This is a genomic window from Rhizobium redzepovicii, assembly GCF_019793435.1.
GTDB classification, from domain to species: Bacteria; Pseudomonadota; Alphaproteobacteria; order Rhizobiales; family Rhizobiaceae; genus Rhizobium; species Rhizobium redzepovicii.
Genome location: NZ_JAILYH010000006.1, coordinates 50829 through 68133 on the forward strand (window position 1 = coordinate 50829; position 17305 = coordinate 68133).

The 17305-nt window shown below is 62.3% G+C and carries 19 protein-coding genes; 10 read left to right on the forward strand and 9 right to left on the reverse strand.

Translation table 11 applies throughout. The features are described 5' to 3' along the window. Window positions 1–28 precede the first annotated feature (28 nt). The 3 genes from K6N12_RS10945 (at window position 29) to K6N12_RS10955 (ending at window position 1921) form a co-directional block, all read left to right on the forward strand. Entirely contained in the window at window positions 29–850 is an 822-nt protein-coding gene (locus K6N12_RS10945) for an AraC family transcriptional regulator (RefSeq protein WP_097627273.1), read from the forward strand. Between the two features lie 67 nt (window positions 851–917). Then, window positions 918–1622, forward strand: a complete 705-nt coding sequence (locus K6N12_RS10950; protein ID WP_097626929.1) for an AzlC family ABC transporter permease — start codon at window positions 918–920, stop codon at window positions 1620–1622. Continuing rightward, complete coding sequence (locus K6N12_RS10955; protein ID WP_097626931.1) at window positions 1619–1921, forward strand: AzlD family protein; 303 nt, start codon at window positions 1619–1621, stop codon at window positions 1919–1921. The genes K6N12_RS10950 and K6N12_RS10955 overlap by 4 nt, the downstream gene beginning before the upstream one ends. A gap of 25 nt (window positions 1922–1946) precedes the next feature. On the opposite strand, the gene K6N12_RS10960 is transcribed toward K6N12_RS10955, so the two are convergent. The 6 genes from K6N12_RS10960 to K6N12_RS10985 form a co-directional block, all read right to left on the reverse strand. Then, window positions 1947–3443 (reverse strand): replicative DNA helicase, encoded by a 1497-nt coding sequence (locus K6N12_RS10960; RefSeq protein ID WP_049734132.1) that lies wholly within the window; start codon window positions 3441–3443, stop codon window positions 1947–1949. Between the two features lie 327 nt (window positions 3444–3770). Then, window positions 3771–4349, reverse strand: a complete 579-nt coding sequence (rplI, locus tag K6N12_RS10965) for a 50S ribosomal protein L9 (protein ID WP_049733920.1) — start codon at window positions 4347–4349, stop codon at window positions 3771–3773. 21 nt (window positions 4350–4370) lie between these two features. Beyond that, on the reverse strand, window positions 4371–5291 hold the full coding sequence (locus K6N12_RS10970; protein ID WP_375166078.1) for a DUF2232 domain-containing protein: 921 nt from the start codon (window positions 5289–5291) through the stop codon (window positions 4371–4373). Window positions 5292–5505: 214 nt separating this feature from the next. Then, window positions 5506–5754 (reverse strand): 30S ribosomal protein S18, encoded by a 249-nt coding sequence (gene rpsR, locus K6N12_RS10975; protein ID WP_003547038.1) that lies wholly within the window; start codon window positions 5752–5754, stop codon window positions 5506–5508. 14 nt (window positions 5755–5768) lie between these two features. Next, the gene (gene rpsF / locus K6N12_RS10980) at window positions 5769–6236 is read right to left on the reverse strand and encodes a 30S ribosomal protein S6 (RefSeq protein WP_085736761.1); all 468 of its coding nucleotides are present in this window, start codon (window positions 6234–6236) and stop codon (window positions 5769–5771) included. A 314-nt stretch (window positions 6237–6550) separates the two neighbouring features. Beyond that, entirely contained in the window at window positions 6551–7594 is a 1044-nt protein-coding gene (locus K6N12_RS10985; protein WP_097626935.1) for an aldo/keto reductase, read from the reverse strand. A 214-nt stretch (window positions 7595–7808) separates the two neighbouring features. Between K6N12_RS10985 and fabD the strand changes: the two genes are divergently transcribed. From fabD to gmk, 7 genes are all read left to right on the forward strand, one after another. Continuing rightward, entirely contained in the window at window positions 7809–8753 is a 945-nt protein-coding gene (gene fabD / locus K6N12_RS10990) for an ACP S-malonyltransferase (protein ID WP_097626937.1), read from the forward strand. 38 nt (window positions 8754–8791) lie between these two features. Further along, entirely contained in the window at window positions 8792–9529 is a 738-nt protein-coding gene (fabG, locus tag K6N12_RS10995; RefSeq protein WP_097626939.1) for a 3-oxoacyl-[acyl-carrier-protein] reductase, read from the forward strand. A 286-nt stretch (window positions 9530–9815) separates the two neighbouring features. Further along, window positions 9816–10052, forward strand: a complete 237-nt coding sequence (locus tag K6N12_RS11000) for an acyl carrier protein (RefSeq protein ID WP_003547058.1) — start codon at window positions 9816–9818, stop codon at window positions 10050–10052. Between the two features lie 93 nt (window positions 10053–10145). Beyond that, on the forward strand, window positions 10146–11408 hold the full coding sequence (fabF, locus tag K6N12_RS11005) for a beta-ketoacyl-ACP synthase II (protein ID WP_097626941.1): 1263 nt from the start codon (window positions 10146–10148) through the stop codon (window positions 11406–11408). A 186-nt stretch (window positions 11409–11594) separates the two neighbouring features. Then, the gene (gene mltG, locus K6N12_RS11010; protein ID WP_097627274.1) at window positions 11595–12833 is read left to right on the forward strand and encodes an endolytic transglycosylase MltG; all 1239 of its coding nucleotides are present in this window, start codon (window positions 11595–11597) and stop codon (window positions 12831–12833) included. An 18-nt stretch (window positions 12834–12851) separates the two neighbouring features. Then, complete coding sequence (locus tag K6N12_RS11015; protein WP_097626943.1) at window positions 12852–13739, forward strand: YicC/YloC family endoribonuclease; 888 nt, start codon at window positions 12852–12854, stop codon at window positions 13737–13739. A 3-nt stretch (window positions 13740–13742) separates the two neighbouring features. Beyond that, window positions 13743–14405 carry a guanylate kinase gene (gmk, locus tag K6N12_RS11020; protein ID WP_003587504.1) on the forward strand — a complete coding sequence of 221 codons (663 nt, stop codon included), beginning with the start codon at window positions 13743–13745 and terminating at the stop codon, window positions 14403–14405. Between the two features lies 1 nt (window position 14406). Here gmk and rsmA read toward each other — a convergent pair whose 3' ends face one another. From rsmA to K6N12_RS11035, 3 genes are read right to left on the reverse strand one after another with little or no spacing between them, the layout of a single operon-like run. Continuing rightward, window positions 14407–15234 (reverse strand): 16S rRNA (adenine(1518)-N(6)/adenine(1519)-N(6))-dimethyltransferase RsmA, encoded by an 828-nt coding sequence (rsmA, locus tag K6N12_RS11025; protein WP_097626945.1) that lies wholly within the window; start codon window positions 15232–15234, stop codon window positions 14407–14409. After that, window positions 15234–16262: a 4-hydroxythreonine-4-phosphate dehydrogenase PdxA gene (gene pdxA, locus K6N12_RS11030; protein ID WP_097626947.1), complete on the reverse strand. Its 1029-nt coding sequence runs from the start codon at window positions 16260–16262 to the stop codon at window positions 15234–15236. Before pdxA ends, rsmA begins: the two co-directional genes overlap by 1 nt. A 6-nt stretch (window positions 16263–16268) precedes the next feature. After that, window positions 16269–17213, reverse strand: coding sequence for a SurA N-terminal domain-containing protein (locus tag K6N12_RS11035; RefSeq protein WP_097626993.1), 945 nt, complete (start codon window positions 17211–17213; stop codon window positions 16269–16271). Window positions 17214–17305 lie beyond the last annotated feature (92 nt).

Here is a 17305-nt window from a genome sequence, read left to right on the forward strand (position 1 = left end):
CGTATCGCAAAAAGAGGCGGCGGCGGCCATGCCGCTTGCGAACGTGGAATCGGCCCGCTTCTGGCGAGATGGCCGCTTCCGCGACATGGAGTGTTTGAGCGCCACCTTCCTGACGCACGAATATGCGCCGCATGCGCATGACACGTTCAGCATCGGCGCAATAGAAAGCGGCAGCCAGATCGCCACTCTCAGCGGCAGGCGGGAGGAAACCGGCCCGGGCGACCTTTATCTCATCGATCCCGGTGTCATCCATGACGGCGCTCCGGGCGGAGAGGGCTACCGCTACCGGATGATCTATCCCGATATGAAGCTGTTCGTCGATATTTTGGAGGATGTCACCGGCAAGGCCTTCCATGCGACGCCCTCTTTCTCCGGCGGGCTTCCACGCGATCCACAGCTCGCCAATGCCTTCCACGCCGCCCATCGAACGCTTGAGAGCGGGGCAGGCGCGCTGGAATCGGATGAGGGAATGTTTTCGGTGCTGGCAGCGATCTTTGCGCGTCACGGCAGCGCAATCATCGTTCCTGTCGATACGCAGGAACGAAGCGCGGTGGCCCGTGCCCGCGAATACCTCATCGAGAACTTCGACAGCGATGTCGGGCTCGAGGAGCTGGCCGGAGTGGCGGGTTTGAGCCGCGCCCACCTCATCCGTGCCTTCCGCAAGGAATATCACATTACCCCGCACGCTTTTCTGACGGATCGGCGCGTGCAGGTGGCCCGTCGGCTGCTGCGCCAGGGGCGCATGCCTGCCGATATTGCGCTCGAATGCGGTTTTGCCGATCAGGCGCATTTCACCCGACACTTCAAGGCACGGACAGGCGTAACACCAGGTCAATTCCGCACGGGCTGATCACTTTCGTTCAATACGGCCCTGGCTGGCCGGGCTAATCCTCCGCGATCTTGATCAGGAGGTTGCCATGTTGCAGCACAGCCGGCCATCCGGCGATTTTTTTGCCGGAATGCGCGCCATTTTTCCGCTTGTTGTCGCCGTGTTACCGATCGGCCTGGTGTTCGGCGCGGTCGCAGCCACCAAGGGGCTTTCCCCGTTGGAAACGACGCTGATGAGCGCGCTTGTCTTTGCGGGCGGTTCGCAATTCGTGGCCATGGACATCTGGACCCATCCGGCAAGCTGGATCGGCGTCGGCTTTGCAGCCCTGCTGGTCAATATCCGTCACGTGCTGATGAGCGCGTCGATCGGCACGAAGATGCAGTCCTTCTCCGGCGTCAAACGGTATGTTGCCATGCTATTCCTCGCAGATGAACTGTGGGCCATGGCGGAATTCCGCGCGGGAGCCACACGACTGACACCGGCCTGGTATGCGGGCATCGTCACGCCCTTCTACCTCACCTGGGTCGGCTCTTCGCTGACAGGCGCACTGCTCGGCGCCTTTTTCGGCAATCCAACGGTCGTCGGCCTCGACTTCGCTTTTCCGGCTGTCTTCATCGTGCTCGTCATGGGTTTCTGGAAGGGGCCGGAAACCGGCGCCGTCCTTGCGGCAAGTGGTGCCGCATCCGTTGCGGTCCACCACTTCGTGCCGGGGGTCTGGTATATCGCCGCCGGCGCTCTGGCCGGGCTGGCAACGGCCCTATGGCAGCACAGGGCGCGGGAGCAGGCGGCATGACGCTCGATCTCAACATCTTCATCGCCATCCTCGCGATGGCCGCCGCAACGGTGTTCACCCGCGTCAGCGGCCTCGTGTTGCTCCATCATGTCGAGATGAATCAGCGGCGGAGAGCGGCGATCGAGGCCATTCCGCCGGCTGTGCTGATGGCGGTCATTGCCCCGACTGCCTTTGCGGCGGGCTGGGCAGAGACCTTGGCCTGCGCGGCAACGGCAATCGCCGCGCGCCGTTTGCCAATGCTTATGAGCGTCGTGATTGGCGTCGCAACGGTTGCCTTGTTGCGGGCCGCCGGGCTTTAGCTAAGGAAATCGACGCGGGACCGCGTCAATGTTCCTCGTAATGTGTGAAGGAGGGATCGGCGAGATCGGCGAAGCGGGTGAATTCCGACTGGAAGGCGAGCTTCACCGTGCCCGTCGGCCCGTGACGCTGCTTGGCGATGATGACGTCGGCGGTGCCCTTCACTTTGTCGAACAACGCTTCCCATTCCGGATATTTCGGATCGTTGATGTCGCGCGGCTCCTGGTTCTTGACGTAATATTCCTCGCGGAACACGAAGAGCACGACGTCGGCGTCCTGCTCGATCGAGCCGGATTCGCGAAGGTCGGAAAGCTGCGGCCGCTTGTCGTCGCGGCTTTCGACCTGACGCGAGAGCTGCGACAGGGCGATGATCGGAACGTTGAGTTCCTTGCCGAGCGCCTTCAGGCCGGTGGTGATCTGGGTGATTTCCTGCACGCGGTTGTCGCTGGATTTTCCCGAGCCGGTCATCAGCTGGATATAGTCGACCACGAGCACGTCGAGGCCGCGCTGACGCTTGAGACGGCGCGCGCGCGCCGACAGCTGGGCGATCGAGATACCGCCGGTCTGGTCGATATAGAGCGGCACTTTCTGCATCATCATCGAGCAGGCGACGAGCTTTTCGAAATCGGCATCATTGATGTCGCCGCGGCGGATCTTCGATGAGGAGACTTCCGTCTGCTCGGAGATGATACGGGTGGCAAGCTGTTCCGACGACATTTCGAGCGAGTAGAAGCCGACGACGCCGCCGTTTTTCGCCTTCATGCTGCCGTCCGACTGGACTTCGCCTTCGTAGGCGGCGGCGATATTGTAGGCGATGTTGGTCGCAAGCGAGGTCTTGCCCATGCCGGGGCGTCCGGCAAGCACGATCAAGTCCGAACGCTGCAGGCCGCCCATCTTGGAATCCAGCGAATGGATACCGGTGGAAATGCCGGAAAGCCCGCCGTCTCGTTCCTTGGCGACGGCGGCCATGTCGATCGCCAGCGCAACCGCATCGTTGAAGGCCTGGAAGCCGCCGTCATAGCGGCCGTTTTCCGCCAGTTCGAAGAGGCGGCGTTCGGTATCCTCGATCTGCGACTGCGGCGGCATGTCGAGCGGCGCATCATAGGCGATGTTGACGACATCCTCGCCGATGGTGATCAGCGCCCGGCGCAGCGCCAGGTCGTAGATCGCCCGACCGTAATCCTCGGCATTGATGACGGTGACGGCGTTGCTGACGAGGCTCGCCAGATATTGCGACACCGTCATATCGCCGACCTTCTCGTCGGCCTTCAGGAAGGTCTTGATCGTCACCGGGTTGGCGATCTTGCCCATGCGGATGATATCGCCGGCAACCTCGAAGATCTTCCGGTGCAGCGGTTCGTAGAGATGGATCGGCTTCAGGAAGTCGGACACCCGGTAATAGGCGTCGTTGTTCATCAGGATGGCACCCAGAAGCGCCTGCTCGGCTTCGATGTTGTTGGGTGCTTCGCGATAATGCTGCTCCGAGGGGGCAACGGCTGCAATCTTTCGAGCGGCGTCGTTCATCATCATCCGTTCTGTCTTTTTCCAGCTCCGGATTTGCAATTCCGGACGCGAAAATCAAGAGGCCGCGAAAGGAGCGAGGGCTCGCTTCGCTTAAATCCTGAACGCTGTGCACGTTGTTCGACTTCTCCACAGTCCCGGGCAACACAAAGGAGAAATACTGTGAGTGTCACCCGTATGACACGGCATGGCGCCGACTCAGCCCATTCATTTCGGAGAATGTTATTTTAGCGCGATGCCATAAGGCCCGCAGCAAAAACATCCGGAAAATCCCCAACGAAAAAGCCCGGCGCGATGGCCGGGCTCCTGTCGCGGATTGCTCCGGCGATATTATGCTTCGTCTTCGTCGACGCCGTCAGCTTCCGGATCGAAGAAATCTTCCGGACGCAGAGCGTCTTCGTCGACACCGTAAATGGCGTCGACCGAGGTGAGTTCTTCACCCTTGGCCTGGCGCTCTGCCTCTTCGGCGGAACGGGCAACGTTCAGCTCGACGTGGATTTCGACTTCGGCATGCAGCTGCAGCTCGACCTTGTGCAGGCCGATCGCCTTGATCGGCGTGTTCAGGTGAACCTGGTTGCGGCCGATGTTGAAGCCTTCGGCGGCGAGAATCTCGACGACGTCACGGGCGGCGACCGAGCCGTAGAGCTGGCCGGTTTCGCCGGCGGAGCGTACGACGATGAAGGACTTGCCGTCGAGAACGTCGGCGACCTTCTGGGCTTCCGACTTGCGCTCGAGGTTACGGGCTTCGAGCGTCGCGCGCTCGGCTTCGAAGCGGGTCTTGTTGGCGGCGTTGGCGCGCAGCGCCTTGCCAAGCGGCAGCAGGTAGTTACGGGCAAAACCGTCGCGAACCTTTACGGTTTCGCCCATCTGGCCGAGCTTGGAGATGCGTTCGAGAAGGATGACTTCCATTTTCTTTTACCTTTCTGTGTCTCAGATTTTCGTGTCGGATTGTTTGGGGGCATCAGCATCTTTCGTCGGGGTCAGCGCGATCGCCTTGCGCGTATCGCTGAGACCGAGGACGAGGATGAGGAAAGCTGGCAGCAGCATGAGCATCGAGGCCAGGTAGCTGAGGATGAGGGCCGGTAGGCGCCAGTCCTTGCCGCGCGTGCGGAAATGCAGCGAGGCGAAACCGGAAAGCATGAAGCCGGCGCCGAAGGTGCCGATCACCGTCGCGCCGACCAGCGCCGGCACGCCGCCGAAGAAGCAGGCGGCAAGCCCGGCGAGGAAGATGAAGATCGAGTTGCGGTTCATGCGCAGCGAGGAGGGGATGTCCTCGCGCGGGCGAAGGCCGCGGCCGGAGGCTGCGACGATGCGCACGGCAAAATAATAGGCGGCAAACAGCATAGACACCCACATACCGCCCTGCACCGCCGGCAGCATCAGCACGATTAGCGATTTGGTCTGCGCGGTCGCCGTCGGATCGGGCATGAATTCCGGTTGCTGCTCCTTGACCGAGGCGATCAGCAGATCGACGATCTGATCGGTGATGGCGGGCCCGTAGCCGATCATCACGCCGATGACGATGACGGCGAGCGTCACCAGGCCGCAGAGATGCAGCAGGATATCGGAGAGCGGATACCAGGCAAGCAGATTGTCCGGGCCGCCGAGTTCGGAAGCCGGCCGCGCGAGATTGGCGAGATGGCTGAGCCAGCCGGCCGGCAACAGCGTCACCAGCGTCATGATCAGCGCGAAAGAGGGGGAGATGAGGGCCGCGCCGAGTGCGGCTGCTGTGACGACAGCGGCGATGGCCGCGGCATTGCCCCAGCCGAGCCCGACGATCAGAATCGGCAGCGCCGAGGCCGTATAGAGCAGCGCGCTGAAAAACGACGGCTGCATGCTCGCCCCCAGCATCAGCAGGAAGGCGGTCAATCCGGCGAGTGCGCCGATCAGCAGCGTTTTAACGTTCGGTCGGTTCAAGGTCGCTGTCCTGCTTCATCAAGCAGTTAGAGGATGTTGCTGAATCGAATTCAGAAACGTCTCAACATGGGTTTTTAGAGTTCCGATCCGCGCCCATCGCGGAAGGGAGGCGACCCCCGGATCAGCAATCCGGGGGTCACATATTCTATTAGGCGACGACGTAGGGCAGCAGGCCGAGGAAGCGGGCACGCTTGATCGCCTGGGCGAGTTCGCGCTGCTTCTTCTGAGAAACGGCCGTGATGCGCGACGGAACGATCTTGCCGCGCTCGGAAATGTAACGCTGGAGCAGACGTACGTCCTTGTAGTCGATCCGCGGCGCGTTGGCGCCGGAGAAGGGGCAGGTCTTGCGGCGGCGATGGAACGGGCGGCGGACCGGAGCGGAGGAAGTTTCAGACATATCTTAGGTCTCCCTTATGCGCGGTCTTCGCGCGGACGGCGCGGACGGTCTTCACGGTCGCCGAAGCCACCTTCACGCGGCGGACGCGGGCCGCGGTCACGATCGCCGAAGCCGCCTTCACGCGGGCCACGGCCGCCTTCACGCGGACGGTCGTCGCGGTCGCGCTTCTGCATCATGGCAGACGGACCTTCTTCATGCTTCTCGACGGCGATCGTCATGTAGCGAAGAACGTCTTCGCTGATGCGCATCTGACGTTCCATTTCCTGGACGGCAGCAGCCGGTGCATCGATGTCCATCAGGGCGTAGTGTGCCTTGCGGTTCTTCTTGATGCGGTAGGTGAGGGACTTGAGGCCCCAGTTCTCGATACGCCCGACTTTACCGCCGTTAGCTTCGATCACACCCTTGTACTGTTCTACGAGGGCATCGACCTGCTGGGCGGAAATATCCTGCCGGGCAAGGAATACATGTTCATAAAGAGCCATGACAGCTTTGCCTTTCTTGCGTTTGGTTCAACCCGATATTCGGCGGCTAAGCCTCAACGACTGCTCCTGATTGGGCGGACCCAGGCAAGAAAGCGTTTCCGAGACGGTCGAGAGCGGAGACACGGGAGGCTGGAACGCTTCCGTTCCGAACGATTTCCAAGCGGAAACCGGCCCTCCGTTCAGCCACCAGCCAGAAGACCGGGTTAACGAACAGGGCGGCTTATACCGATTTTTCGCGGGAAGGCAAGCCCAATCGGACATGCAAGCCCAACGCAGGCCGATCGGTCGCGTCGGGCTGGACGAGAGGAACAGGATCAGAGCGGCAGCGGATACTGCCGGTGCACCTTGGCGATCTCCGCCAGTACCTCGGCCGAAAGCGTCAGGTCGGCCGCGCCGATGTCGACTTTCAATTGCTCCATCGAGGTTGCGCCGATGATGGCCGAAGCCATGAAGGGCCTGGACAGGCAGAAGGCGAGCGCCATTCCCGCCGGGTCGAGACCATATCGGGCGGCGATCTGCAGATAGGCCTTGGTCGCCGGCTCCTGCAGCGGCTGCAGGCGGCCGCCGATATCGTGGTTGATCGAGCCGCGCGAACCCTTCGGCCTGGCGCCACCGACATATTTGCCGGATAGGATGCCGCCGGCGAGCGGCGAATAGGCGAGCAGCCCGACATCCTCGTGATGCGAGAGCTCGGCCAGATCGAGGTCGAAATGGCGGTAGAGCAGATTATATTCGTTCTGGACGCTGGCAACGCGCGGCAGGCTCTTTTGTTCTGACAGCGTCAGGTATTTCTGGATGCCCCAGGTGGTTTCGTTGGAAAGGCCGATCGCCCGGATCTTGCCTTCCTTGACCAGTGCGCCGAGTGTTTCAAGAATGTCGAGCATATTGGCGACGGCCTTGTCGCGATCCTGGTTGAAAGGATTGTAGCTCCAGTTCTGGCGGAAATGGAAATGGCCGCGGTTCGGCCAGTGGATCTGGTAGAGGTCGACATAATCCGTCCGCAGCCGCTTCAGGCTGGCCTCGAGCGCCAGCCGGATATTCCTGGCATCAGCACCTTCGCCGCCGCGCAAATACTCGCGGCCGCGGCCGGCGACCTTGGTCGCAAGCACGATATCTCCGCGTTTGCCTGATTTGCCGAACCAGCTGCCGATATAGTCTTCGGTCCGGCCCTGAGTTTCGGCCGAAACCGGGGTGGTAGGATAGAGTTCGGCGGTATCGAAGAAATTGACGCCCTTTTCGACGGCGTAATCCATCTGTGCATGCGCGTCGGTTTCGCTGTTCTGCGAACCCCAGGTCATGGTGCCAAGGCAGATTTCTGAAACGGAAATGTCGGTGCGGCCGAGTGAATTGTACTTCATGTGAAAACCTTGGGAGAGAGCTGAAGCCTTGGGGAGGACCGGGCAAATCTAGGCCGGATTTGGCGGAGCGCAAGAGTAAAAACCTGGCTTTTCCGCCGGTCCGGAAGGCTTTGCAGAGAATGGGCCGCCACTTGACTCTGCCGGAAAGAATGTCAATTGGAGGCAAAACGCCTCGCGGGGCGCGCAATCAGGGGCATGAGCCAGGGATACGAGAATGACCATTGCTTTCACTTTTCCCGGTCAGGGCAGTCAGGCCGTCGGCATGGGCAAGGATCTGGCCGAGAATTTCGCGGAAGCCCGCGCCGTTTTCGACGAGGTTGATGAGGCGCTCGGTGAAAGTCTTTCCGACGTCATGTTCAACGGTCCCGAGGAGACCTTGACCCTGACGGCGAACGCCCAGCCGGCGCTGATGGCCGTCTCGATTGCCGTCGTCCGCATTCTTGAGGCCAAGGGGTTGGATCTGAAGTCCAAGGTCGCCTATGTGGCCGGCCATTCGCTCGGCGAATATTCTGCCCTGTGCGCCGCCGGCACCTTTTCGCTCACTGACACCGCGCGGCTGCTGCGCATCCGCGGCAACGCCATGCAGGCGGCCGTCCCCGTCGGCGTCGGCGCCATGGCGGCGATCATCGGCCTCGAACATGCCGACGTCGTCGCTGTCTGTGAAGAGGCTGCGGCCACCGGCGCCTGCCAGATCGCCAACGACAATGGCGGCGGCCAGATCGTCATTTCGGGCGAGAAGGCAGCCGTCGAAAAGGCCGCCGGGCTCGCCACCGACAAGGGCGCCAAGCGCGCCATCCTGCTGCCGGTCTCGGCACCCTTCCATTCGGCACTCATGGCGCCCGCCGCCGACGCCATGCGCGAAGCACTGGCAAAGGTCGCCAAATCAGATCCCGTCGTGCCGGTCATTGCCAATGTCCGCGCCGCGCCCGTGACCACAGCCGACGAGATCGCCAACTTGCTGGTCGAGCAGGTGACCGGTCAGGTCCGCTGGCGCGAGACGGTGGAATGGTTCGCCGGCAATGGCGTCACGACGCTCTATGAACTTGGCTCCGGCAAGGTGCTGACCGGCCTTGCCCGCCGCATCGATAAGACAATCAACGGAATCTCCGTCAACGGTCCGGCGGATATCGACGCGACTGTTACCGCCCTCATGGCCTGATTGGTATTTCCAGATATCCAGATATAAGGAACGTTTCCATGTTCGATCTTTCTGGCCGCAAGGCTCTCGTCACCGGCGCATCGGGTGGTATCGGCGAGGAAATCGCCCGCCTTCTCCATAAGCAGGGCGCCATCGTCGGGTTGCACGGCACCCGCGTCGAGAAGCTGGAAGCCTTGGCGGCCGATCTTGGCGAGCGCGTCAAGATCTTCCCGGCAAACCTCTCCGACCGCGACGAGGTCAAGGCCCTCGGCCAGAAGGCCGAAGCCGAACTCGAAGGCGTCGACATTCTGGTCAACAATGCCGGCATCACCAAGGACGGCCTCTTCGTGCGCATGAGCGACGAGGATTGGGACGCCGTTCTCGAAGTGAACCTGACGTCGACTTTCCGCCTGACGCGCGAATTGACGCATCCGATGATGCGCCGCCGCTATGGCCGCATCATCAACATCACCTCCGTCGTCGGCGTTACCGGCAATCCGGGCCAGGCCAATTACTGTGCCTCCAAGGCCGGCATGATCGGCTTCACCAAGTCGCTCGCGCAGGAAATCGCCACCCGCAACGTGACGGTCAACTGCGTGGCGCCCGGCTTCATCGAAAGCGCCATGACCGGCAAGCTGAACGACAAGCAGAAGGAAGCGATCATGGGGGCAATCCCGATGAAGCGCATGGGCACAGGGGGGGAAGTTGCTTCGGCTGTCGCTTATCTTGCCTCCGCCGAGGCTGCCTATATGACGGGCCAGACGCTGCACGTAAACGGCGGCATGGCGATGATCTGAAACGACAAACCGCTGGCATGGGAGTATTTCCGCCAATAGCATGTTGAGCAATCACGAACCGTTGATTTTCTCGCTTTGCGGCGGACCTAAAGCATGTTAAGCGGGCCATGACTGTCAACAGTCGTCCCGAGAAAGCAGACGGACCGGCGGGCTTTTCGCAAGCCTGGGACATCTCTGAAGCCGGGTAAACGAGTTTGCCGAGGATGTCTGAAAACATCGCAGGCTGAAACAGGGTAGGGGTGCCGCAACGGCATTCCGATCAGGACATAAGGTCGAGGAAACCGACATGAGCGATATCGCAGAACGCGTAAAGAAAATTGTTATTGATCATCTTGGCGTCGATGCCGACAAGGTCGTCGAGAGCGCCAGCTTTATCGACGATCTAGGCGCTGACTCGCTCGACACGGTCGAACTTGTCATGGCTTTCGAAGAAGAATTCGGCGTTGAAATTCCTGACGACGCTGCCGACTCGATCCTGACGGTCGGCGACGCCGTTAAGTTTATCGAGAAGGCCCAGGCCTGATTCTGTAATTTTGATAAAGGGCGGGCCTGGAGTCCGCCCTTTTCTTTTCGGCCTATTTCTCCATAGAACATAACAGACGGGGGAAAGCACGCGATGAGACGTGTCGTCATAACAGGTACCGGCATGGTATCACCCTTGGGATGCGGAACCGAGGTGACGTGGTCCCGGCTGCTTGCCGGTCAGAACGGCGCCCGCCTCGTCACCGAATTCGAGGTCGACGACCTTCCCGCCAAGATCGCCTGCCGTATTCCGATTGGCGACGGCACCGACGGCACCTTCAATGTCGATCAGTGGATGGAGCCGAAGGAGCAGCGCAAGGTCGATCCCTTCATCATCTACGGCATGGCTGCCGCCGACATGGCGCTTGCCGATGCCGGCTGGCATCCCGAGACCGATGAGGACCAGATCGCTACCGGCGTGCTGATCGGCTCCGGCATCGGCGGCATCGAAGGCATCGTCGAGGCAGGTTACACCCTGCGCGACAAGGGCCCGCGCCGCATCTCGCCTTTCTTCATTCCGGGCCGCCTGATCAACCTCGTCTCCGGCCAGGTCTCGATCCGCCACAAGTTGCGCGGACCCAATCATTCGGTCGTCACCGCCTGCTCGACGGGCGCGCATGCGATTGGCGATGCCGCGCGGCTGATTGCGCTTGGCGACGCCGACGTCATGGTCGCCGGCGGCACGGAATCCCCCGTCAGCCGCATTTCGCTCGCCGGCTTTGCCGCCTGCAAGGCGCTGTCGACCCAGCACAACGACGACCCGCAGAAGGCCTCGCGCCCCTATGATCGCGACCGCGACGGCTTCGTCATGGGCGAGGGCGCCGGCATCGTCGTGCTCGAGGAACTGGAACATGCCAAAGCGCGTGGCGCCAGGATCTACGCCGAAATCGTCGGCTACGGCCTGTCGGGCGACGCCTATCACATCACCGCGCCGTCCGAAGACGGCGAGGGCGCCGGCCGCTGCATGGCGATGGCTCTGAAGCGCGCCGGGCTGACCCCGGCCGATATCGATTATATCAACGCTCACGGCACCTCGACCATGGCCGACACGATCGAGCTTGGCGCCGTCGAGCGGCTGGTCGGCAATGCGGCATCGAAGATCTCCATGTCCTCGACCAAGTCGGCGACCGGACACCTTCTTGGTGCTGCCGGCGCGATCGAGGCGATCTTCGCCACGCTCGCCATTCGCGATAATGTCGCGCCGCCGACGCTCAACCTCGACAATCCCGAACGCGAGACGGCGATTGATCTTGTTCCGCACAAGGCGCGCGAACGGGAAATCAATGTGGCGCTGTCCAATTCGTTCGGATTCGGCGGCACCAACGCGTCGCTCGTCCTGCGCCGTTACGCGCAATAGAGTCTCGTACGCGCGGTGTAATGGGTGTCCCTTACACCGCAAACCGGGCCGGTCCTTCACATTGCGTAACAGCGTGTGCGGGAGCATAACGGCCGGCAGCGGCGCCATTGAACGGCGGCAGAACCTGCTTTTGCCGCATTGCTTCGCGAAATAGCGAAGTGAGGGTCAAGTTTTAGAGGATTGCCGGTGAGCGATACGACGAACCAGAGCAACGATACCCCGCAGGGCGAGAACGGCCGGCAAGCGCAGAAGGGACCGATCATCCCGAAGTCGCCGAGCGAAGCCTTGCGTCCCGAGCGCGTTCCGGAGCCGCCTAAACGGTCCAAGAAAGCCCGCGGCCAGGTCGTTCTTTTCCTGAACTTCATCATGACGATGGCGGTGCTGGTCTGCGTCGTGGCCGTCATCGGCTTCTATTACGCCACGTCGACCTACCGGAACCCCGGTCCGCTGCAGACCAACACCAACTTCATTATCCGCAACGGCGCCGGTCTCGCCGAAATTGCCTCCAATCTCGAGCGCAATGCGATCATCAGCGATGCCCGCATCTTCCGCTATATCACGGCAACGCATCTGTCTGCCGGTGAGAGCCTGAAGGCCGGTGAATATGAGATCAAGGCCAGAGCTTCGATGAGCGATATCATGGAGCTTCTGAAGTCGGGCAAATCCATTCTCTATTCCGTTTCCTTCCCCGAGGGCCTGACGGTCCGCCAGATGTTCAACCGCATGCTGGAGGACCAGGTACTGGAAGGCGACCTGCCGGCCGCGCTGCCGGCCGAGGGCAGCCTGCGCCCCGATACCTACAAGTTCTCGCGCGGCACCAAGCGCTCGGAAATCATCCAGCAGATGGCGGCGGCACAGCAGAAAATCGTCGATCAGATCTGGGACAAGCGCGACTCCTCGCTGCCGCTGCGATCCAAGGAAGAGTTCGTCACGCTCGCCTCGATCGTCGAAAAGGAAACCGGCGTTGCCGACGAACGCGCCCATGTCGCCTCCGTTTTCCTGAATCGGCTGGGCAAAGGTATGCGCCTGCAGTCCGACCCGACGATCATCTACGGCCTCTTCGGCGGCGACGGCAAACCGGCCGACCGGCCGATCTACCAGTCGGACCTGAAGCGGGAAACGCCCTATAATACCTATGTCATCAAGGGCCTGCCGCCGACGCCGATCGCCAATCCCGGTAAGGATGCGCTTGAGGCCGTAGCCAATCCCTGGAAGACCCAGGACCTCTATTTCGTCGCCGACGGCACCGGTGGCCATGTTTTCGCAGCGACGCTCGAGGAGCACAATGCCAACGTCAAGCGCTGGCGCAAGCTCGAAGCCGACAAGGGCTCGGACCCGAACATCGCGGTCGACGGCCAGCCTGAGGAGCAGCCGGCGGATGACGGCGCTGCTGTCACGCCGCCGAAGAAAAAGAAGATCAACTGATAGCTTCTGGAGGCTCGTATGGCTTTGCAGTCCATGACCGGTTTTGCGCGGCGCGAGGGAACGAGCGGCCGCTGGCGCTGGGCATGGGAACTGCGCTCGGTCAACGGCAAGGGCCTCGACCTGCGGCTGCGCCTGCCGCCCGGCCTCGAGCGCATGGAGGCGGACGTCCGCCGCCTTGCCGGCGAAAGCTTCAGTCGCGGCAATCTGCAGGCATCGCTCTCCGTCACCGCTGACGAAAACCGCTTCGAGGCCGTGCTGAACAAGGAAGCGCTTGCCGCCGTACTTGCCATGCGCGAGCAATTGGACGGGATAATCGATCCGGCGCCGCTGAAGCTCGATACGCTGCTTCTGGTGCGTGGCATCGTGGAATTCCGCGAAAGCGAGGATGGCGAGGAGGCGCTTGCCGCCCGTGACGCCGATATCACTGCCGGCCTTTTGGCAGCACTTGCCGATCTGAGAGCCATGCGCGAACAGGAAGGCTCGGCGCTGACCCGCATTCTCCTCGACCATATGACGACGGTCGAAGGTCTGACGCGGACGATCGAGGCCGATCCCTCGCGCTCGCCGCAGGAGATCGCCGCACGGCTTGCCGGTCAGGTCGCCTTGCTGATGGACGGCATGGCCGCGCTCGACCGCGACAGGCTGCATGCCGAATCCGCGTTGCTCGCGACCAAGGCGGATCTGCGCGAGGAAATCGATCGTCTGAAGGCGCACGTCGCCGCGGCGCGCGATCTCCTGGTGAAAGATGGCCCCGCTGGACGCCGGTTGGACTTCCTTGCACAGGAATTTAACCGCGAATCGAATACCATCTGCTCGAAATCGAATGCCTCGGCGGTCACCGCCGCAGGCATCGAGCTGAAAGTTGTGATCGACCAGTTCCGCGAGCAGGTCCAGAATTTGGAGTAGGACATGAATCCGGCGAAATCCTCGCCCGTCCAGATCGCCCGCCGCGGTCTGATGCTTGTCATCTCGTCGCCGTCGGGCGCCGGCAAGTCCACCATCGCGCGCACGTTGCTGGAGAAGGACAGGCAAATCGGCCTCTCCGTCAGCGTCACCACGCGCCAGCGCCGCCCGAGCGAAATCGAGGATGTGCACTACCACTTCAAGAGTGTGCGCGAGTTCGAGCGGATGCGCGATAGCGACGCGCTGCTCGAATGGGCCGAGGTGCATGGCAATTTCTACGGCACGCCGCGCGAGCCTGTCGAGCAGGCCATGGCCGAGGGCCGCGACATGCTCTTCGATATCGACTGGCAGGGCGCCCAGCAATTGCAGGAGAAGATGTCGGCCGACGTCGTCTCGATCTTCGTGCTGCCGCCGACGATGACCGAGCTGCAGTCGCGGCTGCACCGCCGCGCCGAGGATTCCGAGGAGGTCATCCAGACGCGCCTCGCCAACAGCCGCGCCGAGATCGCCCATTGGCGCGAATATGACTATGTCATCGTCAACGACGACCTCAACGCCGCCTTCGACGCCGTCCAGTCGATCGTCAAGGCCGAACGCCTGCGCCGCGACCGCCGCCATGGGATGTTCGATTTCGTCCGCGAGCTGCTGGAAGAGACACCGTCGCTTTAGTCTAAAGGCTATTTGCTAACAGGCAGAATTCCTCGACTGACAGGGTTTCCGCCCGCCGGGCCGGATCGATTCCGGCCTTGACGAGCAGCCTCTCGCCGCCGAGCGGCTTCAGGCTTTGGCGCAGCATCTTGCGGCGCTGTCCGAAGGCCGCCTGCGTTACCTTTTCCAGATTGCCGACAGCGCAGGGGATGGGGTTCTCACGCGGCGTCAGATGCACGACCGTCGACGTTACCTTTGGTGGCGGCGTGAAGGCTTGCGGCGGCACATCGAAGGCCATGCGCGCCTGTGTCCGCCAGCCGCAGAGCACACCGAGCCGGCCATAATGGTCGTCGTCTTCAGAGGCGACGATACGCTCGCCGACTTCCTTCTGAAACATCAGCGTCAGCGACTGCCAGAATGGCGGCCAGGCCTTCGGCAGCAGCCAGTTGACCAAAAGCTGCGTGCCGACATTGTAGGGGAGGTTGGCGATGATCTTGACCGGGCCTTCCGGCGCCAAGGCCTCGAAGTCGGTCTTCAGCGCGTCGCCTTCGATCACCTCGAGCCGGCCGGGATAGTGATCAGCGATCTCGGCGAGCGCCGGCAGGCAGCGCGTATCCCGCTCGACGGCGATGACTTTCCGGGCGCCGAGCGCCAGGATCGCCCGCGTCAGCCCGCCGGGGCCGGGGCCGACTTCGAAGATGGTCGTCTCTTCGAGGGCACCCGCCGTGCGGGCGATCTTCTGCGTGAGGTTGAGGTCGAGCAGGAAGTTCTGCCCAAGCGCCTTGCGCGCATCGAGGCCGTGACGCTGGATGACGTCGCGAAGCGGCGGCAGGCCATCGAGTGTTGCCATCAGCGGTGGCTTTCCGCAGTGCGGCCAAGCTGGGCGGCGAGCTTCAGCGCTGCAACGAGGCTCTGCTCGCGCGCCAGTCCCTTGCCGGCGATGCCGAAAGCGGTGCCGTGATCCGGCGAGGTGCGCACGAAGGGAAGCCCGAGCGTGACGTTGACGCTGTCGTCGAAACCGAGTGCCTTGGCCGGGATCAGCGCCTGATCGTGATACATGCAGACGGCGACGTCATATCGGGCCCGCGCCTCGTCATGGAACATCGTGTCGGCGGGCAGGGGGCCGATCGCATCGATGCCCTCGTCGCGCAGGCGCTGGATCGCCGGGCGAATGACATCCTCGTCCTCCCTGCCTATCGTCCCGCCTTCGCCCGCATGCGGGTTGAGGCCGGCAACCGCGAGCCGCGGCGCCGCGATGCCGAAACGCTGCCTCAGGTCTTCATGGGCGATCCGGCAGGTTTCCACGATCAGGTCGCCGGTCAGCGCCTGCGGCACGTCCCGGACCGGAATGTGGATGGTGACGGGAATGGCTCGAAGCTTCGGTCCCGATAGCATCATGACGGGCGTCACCGGCCTGCCCGTCGCCCTGGCGGCGAGATCGGCGAGAAATTCGGTATGGCCGGGAAACCGGAAACCGGCCTCGTAGAGCACTGATTTGGCGATCGGGTTGGTGACGACCGCGAGCGCCTCGCCGATGATGACAAGCGAAACGGCTTTTTCGATCGCCGCGATCGTGCCCTTCGCCGTTGCTGCATGCGGCTCGCCGGCAACCACCTCGATACCGGCAGGCACCGTCATGACGGGCAGCGCATCGGCAAACATACCGGCAGCCTCGCTGGTTTTTTCAATCTCGCGGATCGAAACCGAAAGGTTGAGCTGGCGGGCTCGCAACGCCAACACCTCGGGATCGCCGATCAGGAAGAAAGGCGGCAGCCCGAGTTCACGCCGCCGGAGCCAGGCCATCAGCGTAATATCCGGCCCGATGCCGGCGGGGTCGCCCTGGCTCAGCGCAAGCGGTCGCGAAAATGGTATCGTCATCGCAGGTCAGCGATAGGCGATCTGCGCCTTTTTGCGCAGTTCATCCAGGTACTTCTTGCTGTTTTCGTTTTCCGGGCTGGCGTCCTTGCCGCCCTTGGCCTTGCCGAGATCTTCCTGGCGGAAGACCATTTCGGCAGCCTGGTCGTCGGAAACCTGGCGCTGGCTGCAGATCGCCAGATATTCGACGCCCTTATCGGTGACGCGGGTCCCTGTCGTATTGCCCTTGGCCTGCTCGACCAGCGGCTTCCAATCCGGCGGGATTTCGGGCGCGAGCATCCGTCCGAGATCGCGCACGGAAACGTCACGCATCGTCGCGGCAAAGACCTTTGCCTGGTCGCAGCCCGGAAATTTCGAGCGCGACGCCTCGGCCTCGCCCTTGCGCTTGCCGGTGATGGCGTTGCGCTTGGCTTGCGGGATGACGAAGATGATCTGCTGCAGCATATATTCGGTCGTCACCGGCTTCTGCTTGTTGTTCTGCATCATGCGCGAGACGAGATCATAGTTCGACAGCCGCGAGGTCGAACCGTAGCGCGCGTTGACGACCCGCGGCCAGCTCATCTGCACGGCAATGAAACCCTTGAAATGGTCGACGCCGACGCCGGCGCGATCGAGGATCTGCGACATCTGCTCGACGGAAAGTTTGTTGCCGGCCGAAAAGCGCGCGAAAGACGCATCGACGTCCTGCTGCGAGACCGACATATGGACGCGGGAGACCTCCTGCCGCTTGAGCGTTTCGTCGATCAGTTGCTCCTCGGCAGCCTTGGCATCGGCCTTGGTGTGCTGAAGGCGCAGGAAGGCCTGGCGCTTGGCGACGTCGCCGCTGGTGATGGCGGTGCCGTTCACCACGGCCTTGACCTCGCTTGCGGCAAATGCCGGAGCGGCAACCCCCGTCAGCAAGGCAAGCGCTGCCCCGGCAAGGAACTTGGTTATGGCTTTTTTCGCGTCAATCATCTGTTGACCTCCCGATAGCGCCGCGAGACGTCGTTCGCGGCGTTTTTTATCACAGTGCGAGACACGCGGCGAAACCCCTATGCCTCAGATAC